Raw genomic sequence first — 12,985 nt, 5'->3', positions numbered from 1 at the left:
CTTAACGTCCCTCCATGGAAACAGTGATGTCCGCAGCTCGAAGCAATGCTTCCAGATAGGCAGAGCCCCAGAAGCCGAAGGTCTCATTCGTGATCTGGATCAGGGTCTCCCATTCACCCTCATCGAACAACCGCTTCGACCAGGCAATTACCGCAGGGTCGGCATCGGCTGCATTGGGAATCAGGAATTTCTCAGTATGGGCGAAGCTCGACCTGCCGTGTCCATGAGATGTGCCGATAAGCCGCGCACTGAGCAAACGCTGAGAATTCTCAGGATTCAATTCCACGAAACCGTCATCGGGCTCGCCGAATTCGATTGCAAGGTACTCCGCAACTGAACGCTGTTCGTGCCTCCAGCCTCGCAACTGCGCTTCCGTGCGATAACGGATTTCAAACTGCCGACCGGAGAATCTGCTTTTTGCCCAATATTCCTCAGATTCGCCACGGGAACGACCATGTCGGAGCAGCGTCTGGAAGCGAGAATCCTTCTTGCCTTCATCGTGATACAGCCCCGCTTCTTGCTCGATGCCCGCGAAAACATCTGGCAAGCCAACCTGCAATGCCAGGCATTTTGCGCGAAGCGAGACGTGACCTTCATGACCTTCTGGACCTTGCAACCGCACAGTCTTATTTTGAACGGCGATTTCCTGGATCTGGAATGTCTGAGACAACACTTCGGAATCCGACAAGACGACCCATAGCATGGATCCTTCGTCGTCTGAGAAGACGCCATCAAGACGCAACCGCTTACCATCAGCCGACACATCGGAATCAAGATGCAAACTCGTCGCGTGAAGAATATCAGCGAGTACATCCTTCTCTTCCAATCCAGCGTCCGCAGTTTCGTTCTCCGTCTGCACCGCAGTCTCGAAATACTCCTGCACCTCTCTGGCGACACTGCTGTTTCCGTCCAGTTTCACAACGTATTCCGCTGAATCGGTGGAATTGAGCACATCGACTTCTGTGTCTTTGAACTCAGACGAGGGGTCGAACACATGGGCTTGCGAATCGAACAATGGCACATCATCATCGACGATAACGATTGTTCCAGGGGCAAAGGCGGCTCTGAAGGAATCGGAATCCTTTACGCAAACCGTCCTGCTCCCCTCATCGCGCTGTGCATTAAACAGGAACGCACGGCGTTGAGTCTGAGCAGAAGAGTCGTTGTCATCAAGATACGCCGCTATGCTGTCCTTCTTGGCAAACAGCTGGGACAAGGAACGAACCGGGAATTGTTCGAGCGTAGTCGGCGGAGCAGCTTCCAGAACCATGCAGGCGGCATCCGCATCCACAGGTAGATGACGGACTACGACACTCGCATTGGTCTCGGTGTCATCATCCAAATCATCACGGAGCCACAGGTTAATGTCAGACGGCTGTTGTTGCAGCCTTTCCATCGCCACATCAGCGCCAAGATCTTCATCGGTGTGAGACAGATTCTCAACATCAGTGATTTCCAGCCGCTGCAGCAGCAGACGCCTGCTTGATTCAGACGGCGGAGCCGTGGTGTCCGATAGAACCGCCCATGCGCTGATGTCATAAACCTCTGATGATGAATCATCAGATGATCCAATCAACGGCAACGTCCTCAGCCACTCACCGCACTTGGACAAATCCTCGGGAAGGTAGGGAGAGGCTTCCTTTGCCCGGGTTTTCTCATCAACACCAGGATCGAGGCCAAAGACATAGACATGACCTGATGGTCGCTTTCCCTGGCGATTAACTCGTCCGGCGCGCTGCACTAGTGCAGCAGCAGGAGCAAGTTCCGTCACAAGTGCATAGAAGTCTGCGTCCACACCGACTTCCAGCGTCTGGGTTCCGATGATGCAACACGGTGTCTGCGGATTGTCGAAGGCATCAGTATCGAAGCATTCCTTAAGTTTGGCGGAAACCCGTTGTTTCTCAAAACCGCGCATCGGACCAAGGTAGCTTTCAACCGGCCGGCCGATCCCCGCATGCTTCAGATGCTGCCGAAGCAGTTTGCCAACTGTCACTGCATCAGAAACACGGTTGACGACGCAGCCGATGATCCCCCTTTCCGCCTCATCGCTATGTTGTGCCTTCTGAATGAGCGAACAACATCTCTCGGCAATTTTCGTCAACATCTCGGCACGAGACGAAGAAGTATAATCCACAATCGTAGGCTTGGGGTTGGTCAGACGTCGTGCCAGCGCTCTATCAATTTCGAAATCCGAAGCTTCTACGCCGATGACAGTTGAGTCTTCTGCAACTTCTGCCTGAGTTGCCGTAGTGGAGACCACTTGCAACGCCGGCACGAATTGCGAAATCGGGCTTTTCGCGAAATGCTCAAGACGTGACACTTGACGTGCGGTTTCAACGAGCTGACGACTCAAGTGGGCTTCATCAGCAATAAGCACAGTGTCGTATGCGAACAATCCGGCTTCCAACGGACGCATCATCCTGCTGGTGCCGTATCCACGGAACAGCAAACGACTGCCGAACATGTCCGGCGTAGCACACACGATTGCGCAGGTTTGCGGGAAATACCTCCAGTTACGGTCAACTCCGCTTGATCCCATACCGCCACGGAGTTCCACAACATTCAGCATCGAATATTGCATTCCATGCTTTTCGAGACTGGAATCTTCAGCGAAAATCTGCGAGGAAGACCTAGCAAGCAAGCCTTTACGAGCGAGGAGCAAAATCTCTTTCGTCTCCTCGTCTTCGCATGAATCCGCTTCCTCGACGATTCGGCGGTGCAAGGCAAGCGCTTCTTCATACTGATCATCGACCAAAGACCGCCTGTTGACCGTCAGCACCAAACGCCTCGGGATGCGGGACAGGCCGGAATCAATCCATGAAAAATCATGATCCCCGCATTGCGCCAATCCTGCCAACGCATTGAGAAAAACGTGGATATCGATGACGCTCGTCTTGCCAGACGCCGTTGGCGCAGCAATCCGCTCCGGCCAACGATGAGTATCTTCGACATACAGCATCAGGCTAATCTGCCACTGGTAAGGCTGGCGCGACTGCCCTGTGGAATCATCACGATGGACAGCGGCAATGAATTTATGGAATGCACCTACGAACTTTTCTTTATCTGTCAGCTCAGCCATATCGGCTCCTCCTTTCCAGTCACCTGGTTACGAGCAATGAGATCGCGGGGAACATCCACGGGCACCAAAAGGCCTCCTCCTAGATGGCGCGTCTGCCCTATTGCCGCCGCGCAGCATTCATTCGAGAAATCCTCACTAAATTGGATGAGGGCATTGCAACCACGCAGTACATTCGATTCCTGCACGTGATGCGCATAATCCTCCATATGTGTGCGGAACGTGGGCCTCGCATCGATAATCTGCACAGGCGAAGAATCATCAAGAACAGCATCAGCTGCCGACCAATAACCCTGTTCCTTCGCCCAATGCCCGGTTCGTTCAGATTGAGTGCCGAACGAATCCCGCCACACATGGGCGATTGACAAAGCGACCGACTCCCGCACACGCCATTTGCGAGTACCTTGTGGATCGGTAAAGGCTCGTGTCTCAGCCATCGCGAACGGCACAGGCTTCCAATAACGGACACGGTCATCCGCGGGTTCTTGCCACATTGTTGAGTCGGCAAGAATATCCGCCTTCCTGAATACCAAGGTCTCTAGGTCATGCCCACAATAGAGCGAGCTGCCCTGCGATCGCTGACAGATGTCACAGAGTTCAGCAAAATCTTCTGTAGACATCTCCCGCGGTATCAATATCAGGAACGCCGGCACATTGTGGCGAACCGATGGGAGGAGTTTCGACAAGAACTCTTGCCCCAGGGAATCAGACAGCACATGTATCGCCACATTATTGGCGGGTTGCGCAATGCCCGGAATCTTCATGTACCGACCGGTCAATGTGGCAGGCGCACCGAAGCCCCACTTCCTGATAAGAAAACGATGCATCGCAACGGCCCATCGAACCGTTTGAGACTGACGAGGCTGCCACTCGACCGGCGAGGAAATCACACGGACAGGCATCAGAATCGCTCGGTCCCACGGAGGCGTCACGGTCGCCGCATCGTGCATGTCCAATCCCTCGCCGCGGTATGCGGCAGAGCCGATGAACCGCCCTTCAGGAATTTCGGCAAGAAGGTTGGTCTCCTTCACAGTGAGCTCGTTTACCTTCCTCTTGCTTACCTTCTTCGAGTTCAGTTCTTTGTAATTACCACACAGTTCTTCAAGGCGTCCGCGAATCGGGCAATTGATGAAGATATGCGAGTTCAATGCTCCCAAGTCTGTTGCATCATCCCTGACGAAGGTACGGGAACGCTGTTCAGGCGTCTCTGTATTGGTCTCGCACACTTGTGCAACGACGTGGACCTTGGAACATGACTCCCCAAGATAAGGAATCTCTTCGCACAGATTTTCAAGACACCCTGCGACTCGCTCGGACGGAGGGTCCAGCCAAATCCATTCCAGCGCATCATCAGGCCGATAACGATATGCGCTCATGGCAGGAGAACTCGCCATCTTCACTTTGTCGTTTTCTTGAAATCCCTTGTCACGGTATGCGATTGCGCCATACCCATCGCTGGGGATTGCAAAAGGTAGTCTCATCTTGTCTGGAGGATTTCCTTCGAGCCAGTGAAGGGATTCAGAAATCTCCTCACTCTCGGGGCAATCCTTGCCTGTGTAGCCAAAATTCAGGCACGCCACTGATAGCAAGGCCTTGAACAACCTGTCGGGAGTGGGATAGCGCTCAGGCTCCCCGCTGGAATCACGCCCCTGATACAGCCCCATCAGGAAGCGGGCGGATATGACAAACGACATTTTCACTCGCCTGCCACTTCATCAGACCCCGAGGCGAACAGAGTCGAATTGCCCTGCACCTGGAATGCTTGACCATCCCATTCAATGCCCGCGACACGATGAGCCTGCTCATACGCCTGCTGCAGCAAATCCTCGGCGGACTCGACAGTGAGGGGCTCCAGCTCCTCTTTCTTGCCGAAACGCTCGTCAAGCTCAGTTGCGGGTTCGGAGTCCTCGTCCAAAATGCAGTTCGCACGGAGATTCAGCTCTGCGTTGGATCCCGCCATTGCGCGCAGCAATGCTGCGGCAATCAACGCTCGAATAGCGACATCACTTTCGCGGCTGCCACCGAAACGGAAGGATCGCAGAATTGCAAAGCTCAACACGTGAATGCGCACGATCTTGCTCGTCGCCACGCCATCGAGGGCATCCTTGCTCACAGTGGGAGGAATAGCGCCCACGATGATGGTGGAACCCTTACCGTCTTTCTTGAAGTTATTAGCGGTTTTGTCGCTCAGATCGAGGCTGTCGCGCACGATTTCGTCTCGTGCCGCCTTGTTGAAAGTCACACTTGCGGCAACAGGGTCGACGCGTGCACCGGAACGATGCACTTCATTGGCGTAGTAATCGCTTTGATCTGCAAGGACCCCGAAAATTTCACCGACGAACACGGATGGGATGCGAAGCTGATTCTTATTCCTCGTCGAATCCCAACCGCCGAAGAGCACGGTGTCCGGGGAGAGTTCAAACAGCGGACGCAGATTGTCCAGGCTTGAATTACGGGCTTCCATGTAACGGTCTTTATCTTCTACATCGCCGATACGCACATGTGCGTCAAACGCGCGATGGGGAAGCTCGGTGTCGAAGAACTCCGACTTACCTACCGCCTCAGGATAGTTCACCACAATGTGCGGAAGCTTGCCAAGCACACCCGCCTTGTCACGCAGCGCGCCCGTAATGACCGATTCCAGACGATTCGCCTGTGAATTCTTGCTGTCAACAAGGACCGTCTTCTTCGGTTCGCCATCAACGAATCGAGTTTCGAACACATAGGTGGGGCCCGCATACTTTGCCGGGGAGATAATGGCATCCTCTCCACCTGCAGGCACCAGCACGGTGCGTTCAGTCAAAGAGTTCGGTCCTCCAACAGTAGCGGCGGCATTCAGATCATCGAGAGTAAGCTTACGCATTATTGCTTCCCTTCCAATTAGTTTGCAGGCATGCACCCGTTGCATGCCTTGTGTTCTTTGTCAGGTTTCTCTGACGAAAAATATGATAACACGCTTTTCTTACTTGTATTTCTTATTGCAAAACCTACGATTGCCCCGAATCGTATGCGATTGAACAAAAAGCCAGGTATTGCAAAGTATTAGCCGAGTATCATTCAGCATCAAGACGGCGTGTCATCCCGCCGCTTCTTCTCATGGAATGATTGTCAGCAACAAAATAAGCCCCATCCCCCACGGCACACGTATATGCCCAAGACAAATGCTTTCCCCCTATATTCGCTCATCAAACAACATTGTCAGATTCACAGACATGCGGTAATTATATGATTCTTGCTAGCATAAAGCAAAACCGCATCCACTTTCGTGAATGCGGTTCACCGAAGTGCCGTCACCGGCATATTTCAATTCTGGATTCTTGCAAGCAAGAAATACAATCCTCAATGAAGCATCTGCGAGTACATACCTAGATGCCAATAACGCCCAGGCTTTCACAGCAAACGACCCAATAAATAGTATATCCATGATCATTGGCGGCAAGACCGCGATCCACCCCGCTGAACAACTCGTCACACCGCGAAACGGCGCGGATGCTATTCCTGACTTTATTATGATGTGACAGGCCCATACCGCGATGAGCGGCACGACGACAACTTCAGTCAGCCGCACCGCGCAACCTTACACTCACATCATGTTTCCGCACGCAGCCACCCTACTCCCCCAACACCTCCGCCGTGTCCACCACGAGCGTTACCGGCCCGTCGTTGACCAACGACACTCGCATGTGTGCGCCGAATCGGCCCTCTTTGACGGTGAGTCCTTGCGCCCGCAACGCTTCATTGAAGGCGAGCCACACTCGTTTGGCGTGTTCAGGTTCGCCGGCTGCGATGAAGCTCGGCCTGTTGCCTTTGCGGATGTTGCCGTACAACGTGAACTGCGAAATAGAGAGGATTTCGCCGTTATGCTGCGTAATCGACTCGTTCATGCGCCCGTCGGCATCCTCGAACACCCGCAGTCTGGCGATTTTGCCCGCCAGCCAGTCGATTTCCCTCTGTCCGTCCGTATCCGCGACCCCGACAAGCAGCACATAGCCTGTGCTGATGGTTTGCTTCTCGAACGTCGGGTCGACGCTGTTCGTAGCGGGGTCGATCACGTCCACGCTGGCTTCGCTTACGCGCTGTAACACGATTCTCATACCGTCACTCTATCGCAGGATGATGGCGGAAGATTGCACAAGCACTTCCTAGGCATCCGCCGCTCGGTTTCACGGATTCCGTCGTGCGCTGCCACACGGTTGCAAATTGCGCAATCATGGCAGGATAATCATGACGGAAATCGCACGGGCGCTGTCCCATATGACGTTCCGTCTTCGATTCCGAGTTCACACATAATCAGCCGCCATCGTCCTCGTATATCACCGACACCTTCGGCTTGCAGCCGATTTGAATCGCACAACAATATGTCGTATACTGAAAAGTCCGGTCCATTCCGGGGTTTGATAATTCAAAAAGGGGCTGATCGGTTTCGACGGTGACCTGTTCGTCGCAGGGAAGCGTGCCGAGAACGCGGAGTCCACTCGTGATGCCCTCCGCGAAACAATAAGTGCTAAATCTAACCGCACTGAGTTTGCTCTCGCTGCCTGAGCTTCGCGCCAGGATTAACCAGTGAGCAGTCGCTCCGTTCACTCCCCCTCGTCTTCGGGGAGATGTTGAGCGTCGTTTAGGAGACTTGCTCCGGCCATCGCACCGCAGGGTGGCTGGGGGACTTTTTCTGCGGATATGCTCGCCATCAGTTGTCTGCGACATCGATGGGGGCAGAAAAACTGCCGCACGGCCAGCAGACTACGCACGTAGAAGACTGAGGGTACGGTCACCGGACCGGGGTTCAATTCCCCGCAGCTCCACTGAACAACAAACGCCATTCCGCAAGGGGTGGCGTTTTTTGTTTACCGTGAACGGTGATTGGTCAACTGCGTGGTCATAAATGCCGCCCTACTCTCCCCTGTCTACAGCCGGCGTTACCTATGGAATCATCCGATTTCAACCCGCCGGCCGCATGCCATTACGCCACTCGACCTGCGGCTACCGCGAGGAGAGAGCAACCATGGCACAGGCTGACGAGACGCGGCATACCGCGACTGACGTGACCGGTACCAACACCGCTGCAAACAATGCGATTCCCGCAACCACCGGCGCACGCTCGACCACAGGAAATCTCAAAGGGGACCTGACCCGCGGGCCGCTGATCCCCACCATGCTGCGCTTTTCGATTCCCTACCTCATCACCTGCTTCCTGCAAAGCTGCTATGAGCTGGTCGACCTGCTGATTGTCGGCAGATTCAACGGCGCAGATTCCGTGTCCGCCGTATCCACGGGCAGCCAGATGACGCACTTGGTGACCGTCACCATCGTCGGCTTGACCACGGGCATCACCGTGACCATCAGCCACGCGATCGGCGCCAAGCGCATGGACAAGGTGCAACGCCAAATCGGGCAATCCATCCGACTGTTCGCCCTCGTCGCCATCATCGCCGCCGTCATCCTCGTCGCATGCGCCGACCCGCTGCTGCGCCTCCTCTCAACACCGCCGGAAGCCTTCAGCCAAGCACACGATTACGTGACCATATGCTTCCTCGGCACTCCCTTCATCGTCGCATACAACGTGATCAGCGCGATATTCCGCGGATTCGGCGACTCCCGACACCCGATGTATTTCGTTGCCCTCGCCGGACTGCTCAACGTGGAACTCGACCTCGCGTTTATTGGCGGCGCACACATGCAAGCGGCAGGCGCCGCGCTCGCCACGGTCATCTCTCAAGCGTTCTCGGTGGCGGCCGCCCTCACCTATCTCAAGTTCGCGAACACCGGCATTCACGTGCGCAAAGCCGACCTCGTCTACGACTGGGCCGGCACACGGCAGATCCTGGCTATCGGCACGCCAATCGCGCTGCAGAAGCTGTGCATCCAGGTCTCGTTCATCGTGATCACCGCCATCGCCAACGGGCGCGGCCTGGAAATCTCCGCCGCTGTCGGCATCGTCGAGAAAATCATCTCCTTCCTCTTCCTCGTCCCCTCGGCAATGCTGTCCACCGTGTCGGTGGTCGCCGGGCAGAACGCCGGCGCACGGCAACATTCGCGCAGCAAGACGGCGCTGCGATACGGCATCACCATGTGCATGATATACGGCACATTCATGTGCCTCGCCAGCCAATGTGGGGTGCCGACATGGTGCGTGTCTTCTCCCCGGATGACGAGGCGGTGGTCAAGTACGGCGCGCAATACCTGAGCAGTTATTCCATCGACTGTATCCTCGCGGGCGTGCATTTCTGCTTCAGCGGGTTCTTCAGCGCCTACGGCAAATCCCTGTACACGTTCGCTCACAATATTGCGTCGGTGCTGCTCGTACGCATCCCCGGGGCGTATGCGGCATCCTTGCTGTGGCCGGACAACCTGTTCCCCATGGGATGCGCCGCACCGCTCGGCTCACTGCTGTCGATCCTCATCTGCTCGGCGCTGTACTACCTGCGGTTCAGCAAGCGGCACCCGGCGGCGATTGTCGACGAGCAGTGACAGATGACCGCTTACGCGCCATGTGAACCGGCTCTAGCCGCATCATCCCGGCGATTGTGCGAGCCAATCCTCACACAACCCCGCACTGCCTCACACAACCGCACACCGACACACCGGTGCCCCGAAGGGGCCGTCGTCCCCACGCCTGCACACCAGCTCACGAAGCAGCCAACAGGCTACTTAATCATCGGCCGCAGCGGCGCCGAGACGTCCACTGAATGCTTGTCCCCAATCACATTCGGGTCGTTGATGATTTTATCGACCACGGCTTTCTTGAGTTTCATCTGCGAGGCATTCCCCCAGATGATTGTGTAGTTGCCATTGTCCAGCTCGGTGGTGACGGAATCCTGCGTCTGCGCGGTGACTTTGCTCACCCGCGCCCGCATCGCGTCGGACAGTGAATCCACGACTTTCACCGCAGTCACCACGGACCGGCTCTTCAGGCTTTTGGCTACATCATTCACTTCGATGACCGGAATGCCGTCGGTCGAAGCGTTTTTCACTGAATTCAGCACCCGCCCTTTGCCGTCGACCGCGGTCAGCGAACCGTCGGGCGTTTTCAGCATGGCGGCCGGTTCCTGCGCGCTGATGGCGACCTGCATGCCGTGAGGGTATTGTTTCGTCGCCGTCGCCTTGCTGACACCAGGAATGGCAGCAAGCTGCGTTTCGATGTCATTGGTCGACACCAGAAGCAAAGATTTCCCTGCCTGAGCCGAGGCGATGGACTCCACTTTGCTGCCACTGACCCATTCGTTGGCCCCGGACACGGTAATTTGCGCGGAGTCAAGCCGCAGCAACGGCGAGAAGAACAGCGCCCACACGACGCCCACGACAGCGGCTATGGACACCATGGTGATTGCCACGCGTTTGACGACCATCAGCGTGTTGACATGCCGACGTTCCTTGACGCGCGCATTGAAATCCACGACTTTTGGCCGCGCGGCGACACCCAACGGCCCGGTGCTTTCTCTCAGCGTTTTGGCGACCAAGTCCTCACTTTGCAACGCTCTGGCATCCACGAATCCAGTCGCTCTGGACGCACCAGTTCCGGATACACCAGTACCGGACGTACCAGTGCCAGACACACCGCCGACGGAGACTCTCCTTCCGCGTCGCGTTGGACTTACAAGATCAGAACCACTCCCCTGTTCGCCGCCATCCGCGGATTTGTTCAGCCTGTTGCGCTTCGCCGAACTCGCCACACGGCCTTGTTTCGTGGTCCTGCCCTTCTTGGAGGCAGCATCCGAATCCGCGTTCTTGCGCCTGTTTCGGGACACAATCGCGCGCAACGACCGCTTGCGGCGGCTCGCGGCAGGCTCCGCGGCATTGCTTGCATTACTGGATTTGCCGGCATCGCCTGCATTGTCCGATGACGATGGACGTCGTTCAGGCACGGTAGCGCGTCCGGATACTACAGAACGACCCGACGACCCGCGGTCTGAGGCGGCACGGCCGGAAGCCGCTCTGCGAGACACTGGCTTGGATGAGTTCGCATCCCTGGCACCGCCGTATGACATACCAGGGATGGTCGGACCCGGCACACTCCGGGATTGCTTTGCGACGCGCGGAAAAGTACCGCTCGACGATATCCGGGCATCTCGTGACACGTTGTCTGACGGCATCTTGTTTCCTGATGCGACGTTTCCTGATGCTATACTCCTCGCTGCCGCGTTCCCGGTCACCCTTCTCGATGCAGCGGTATCGGCTCCGGATCCAGCACGCCCAGCGCCGGGTTGAACACGACCTGCGACAGAACGCGGTTCGCGCCCGGTGTGTTGCCGCCCGTCATGCGATGACCCGCCGACAGACCCGCTTCGTGCCACGCGTCCTGGCATATCAATCCCCGCAGTTCTCGCGGTGCGCCTCGAGCGCGTGCAACAGCACCGGTCCCATGGCGGTGATATCGCCCGCCCCCACGGTGAAGACCACATCGCCGTGATGCGCGCGCATCGCCATCATCAGCGCCGCGGTATGCATGTCGTCGACCGCACGGATCCAGTCCGCCGGCTCATGGTCAATCCCCTTGGCGGCATCGACGATGGTCTGCGCGGTAATATCCGGGAAATCCTCCTGCTTTTCTCGTGCCGGGTAAATACCGGTCACAATCACATCATCGGCGAGCGCCAACGCCTCAGCGAACTCGCGTGCGAAGAACTTGGTACGCGAGAACAGATGTGGCTGGAACAGTACGCGGATGACGGCATCCGGGTAACGCCGACGCGCCGCGTTGAGCAGAGCGGTGATTTCGGTGGGGTGATGCGCGTAATCGTCCACGACGGTGACTTGCTTCTCACATCCGCGCACTTGGAAGCGGCGGGATGCGCCGAGGAAGCTTCCCGCGGCTTGCGCGGCGGCATCGGGGTCCATGCCCAGCAGCGTGGCGGCGATGATTGCGGCGGTCGCGTTGCGGGCGTTATGGATGCCTGGAATCTTGAGGCTGACTGGAATGGCGTGCGCTTCTCCGGTGAGCGCGGCGGGCATGTCGATGGTGAACCGTTCCTCACCGTCGCCGGCCTGCTCGCTTTCTGAGGTGATGGTGACGATGGCGGCGCCTGCGGCCTGGGCTACAGCATCGAGCACCATCTGCGCACTGTGCGTGGTGTAGATGACCGTGCGGTGCATGACCGAATCATCAAGGCCGCGCAGCACGTCGAGCGCACCCGGGTCGTCGGCGGTCATGACGATATGCCCTCGTGCGTGCGATGCGTAGGCGACGAAGGCCTCACAATAGCGCTCTGGCGTGCCGTAATGGTCAAGATGATCCGCTTCGGCATTGGTAATAATGGCGATGGCGGGCTGGTATTTGGCGAAACTGCCGTCAGACTCGTCGGCTTCTGCGACGAGGATGCGCCCGGTGCCGGCATGTCCGCCGTCAAGGGTCTGGCCGTCGGGGCCTTGGATGGTGCCGCCGATCGCGTAACTGGGATCAGCCAGGTCACCGGTGCCTGCGTGCACGAGGATATGAGACAGCAGCGAACTGGTGGTGGTTTTGCCGTGTGCACCGGCTACGGCGACCGCATCATGATGGTTCATGAGCAGTGCGAGGATATCGCTGCGATGCACGATATGCGAGCCTTGGGCCGCCGCGGCGACGATCTCTGGATTGTCCGGCTTGATGGCGCTGGAATACACCACGGTTGACGCGCCACGCACATTGTCCGCCCGCTGGCCGATCGCAACCTGAATGCCGAGGGCTTCGAGCCGTTCGGTTTTCGCGTTGCGCTCCCTGTCCGAGCCGGTGACGTTCACGCCCTGCTCATGCAGCATTTCAGCGAGGACACTCATGCCCGCTCCCCCAATGCCGATGAAATGGGTTGTTCCCAAATCGTTGACGTGCTGGTCTTCAGTGAAGGCCGCAACAGTCGGGTCAAGCACGATAGGCTCTGTATTCATGATGGAAGGCACCGCTTTCTCTTGGTTGCTGTCCCTATTATGGCATGA

General features: G+C 56.9%; 9 protein-coding genes and 1 other RNA gene. 4 read left to right on the top strand and 6 right to left on the bottom strand.

Translation table 11 applies throughout. The features are described from left to right. Position 1: 1 nt before the first annotated feature. From cas3g to cas7g, 3 genes are read right to left on the bottom strand one after another with little or no spacing between them, the layout of a single operon-like run. Positions 2-3,079 (bottom strand): type I-G CRISPR-associated helicase/endonuclease Cas3g, encoded by a 3,078-nt coding sequence (cas3g, locus tag ACZ41G_RS02490; RefSeq protein WP_464145755.1) that lies wholly within the window; start codon positions 3,077-3,079, stop codon positions 2-4. Further along, entirely contained in the window at positions 3,067-4,770 is a 1,704-nt protein-coding gene (csb2, locus tag ACZ41G_RS02485; protein WP_464145753.1) for a type I-G CRISPR-associated protein Csb2, read from the bottom strand. The genes cas3g and csb2 overlap by 13 nt, the downstream gene beginning before the upstream one ends. A gap of 2 nt (positions 4,771-4,772) precedes the next feature. Then, positions 4,773-5,939, bottom strand: coding sequence for a type I-G CRISPR-associated RAMP protein Csb1/Cas7g (cas7g, locus tag ACZ41G_RS02480; RefSeq protein WP_464145751.1), 1,167 nt, complete (start codon positions 5,937-5,939; stop codon positions 4,773-4,775). A 406-nt stretch (positions 5,940-6,345) separates the two neighbouring features. Between cas7g and ACZ41G_RS02475 the strand changes: the two genes are divergently transcribed. Next, positions 6,346-6,594 carry a hypothetical protein gene (locus tag ACZ41G_RS02475; RefSeq protein WP_464145749.1) on the top strand — a complete coding sequence of 83 codons (249 nt, stop codon included), beginning with the start codon at positions 6,346-6,348 and terminating at the stop codon, positions 6,592-6,594. A gap of 93 nt (positions 6,595-6,687) precedes the next feature. On the opposite strand, the gene dtd is transcribed toward ACZ41G_RS02475, so the two are convergent. Further along, positions 6,688-7,170: a D-aminoacyl-tRNA deacylase gene (gene dtd, locus ACZ41G_RS02470; protein WP_464145747.1), complete on the bottom strand. Its 483-nt coding sequence runs from the start codon at positions 7,168-7,170 to the stop codon at positions 6,688-6,690. 315 nt (positions 7,171-7,485) lie between these two features. Between dtd and ssrA the strand changes: the two genes are divergently transcribed. From ssrA to ACZ41G_RS02455, 3 genes are all read left to right on the top strand, one after another. Beyond that, positions 7,486-7,881: a transfer-messenger RNA gene (gene ssrA / locus ACZ41G_RS02465) on the top strand. Between the two features lie 197 nt (positions 7,882-8,078). Then, on the top strand, positions 8,079-9,260 hold the full coding sequence (locus tag ACZ41G_RS02460) for an MATE family efflux transporter (protein WP_464145745.1): 1,182 nt from the start codon (positions 8,079-8,081) through the stop codon (positions 9,258-9,260). After that, a complete protein-coding gene (locus ACZ41G_RS02455; RefSeq protein WP_464145744.1) occupies positions 9,200-9,544 on the top strand; it encodes an MATE family efflux transporter in 345 nt (114 codons plus the stop codon). The genes ACZ41G_RS02460 and ACZ41G_RS02455 overlap by 61 nt, the downstream gene beginning before the upstream one ends. A 176-nt stretch (positions 9,545-9,720) precedes the next feature. On the opposite strand, the gene ACZ41G_RS02450 is transcribed toward ACZ41G_RS02455, so the two are convergent. Both ACZ41G_RS02450 and murC read right to left on the bottom strand, forming a co-directional pair. Beyond that, positions 9,721-10,938 (bottom strand): cell division protein FtsQ/DivIB, encoded by a 1,218-nt coding sequence (locus ACZ41G_RS02450; RefSeq protein ID WP_464145742.1) that lies wholly within the window; start codon positions 10,936-10,938, stop codon positions 9,721-9,723. Positions 10,939-11,380: 442 nt separating this feature from the next. Next, the gene (gene murC / locus ACZ41G_RS02445; RefSeq protein WP_464145740.1) at positions 11,381-12,937 is read right to left on the bottom strand and encodes a UDP-N-acetylmuramate--L-alanine ligase; all 1,557 of its coding nucleotides are present in this window, start codon (positions 12,935-12,937) and stop codon (positions 11,381-11,383) included. Positions 12,938-12,985: the final 48 nt, after the last annotated feature.

The organism is Bifidobacterium porcinum (genome assembly GCF_055378475.1).
The sequence above is the reverse complement of the archived record's forward strand: the minus strand, read 5'-3'. Positions and strand labels throughout refer to the sequence as shown.

Bases quoted from the DNA above. Each gene is read 5' to 3' on its own strand.
- ACZ41G_RS02455 (WP_464145744.1), top strand. From the start codon at position 9,200: ATGGTGCGTGTCTTCTCCCCGGATGACGAGGCGGTGGTCAAGTACGGC.
- ACZ41G_RS02475 (WP_464145749.1), top strand. From the start codon at position 6,346: ATGCGGTTCACCGAAGTGCCGTCACCGGCATATTTCAATTCTGGATTC.
- dtd (WP_464145747.1), bottom strand. From the start codon at position 7,170: ATGAGAATCGTGTTACAGCGCGTAAGCGAAGCCAGCGTGGACGTGATC.
- cas7g (WP_464145751.1), bottom strand. From the start codon at position 5,939: ATGCGTAAGCTTACTCTCGATGATCTGAATGCCGCCGCTACTGTTGGA.
- murC (WP_464145740.1), bottom strand. From the start codon at position 12,937: ATGAATACAGAGCCTATCGTGCTTGACCCGACTGTTGCGGCCTTCACT.
- cas3g (WP_464145755.1), bottom strand. From the start codon at position 3,079: ATGGCTGAGCTGACAGATAAAGAAAAGTTCGTAGGTGCATTCCATAAA.
- csb2 (WP_464145753.1), bottom strand. From the start codon at position 4,770: ATGTCGTTTGTCATATCCGCCCGCTTCCTGATGGGGCTGTATCAGGGG.
- ACZ41G_RS02460 (WP_464145745.1), top strand. From the start codon at position 8,079: ATGGCACAGGCTGACGAGACGCGGCATACCGCGACTGACGTGACCGGT.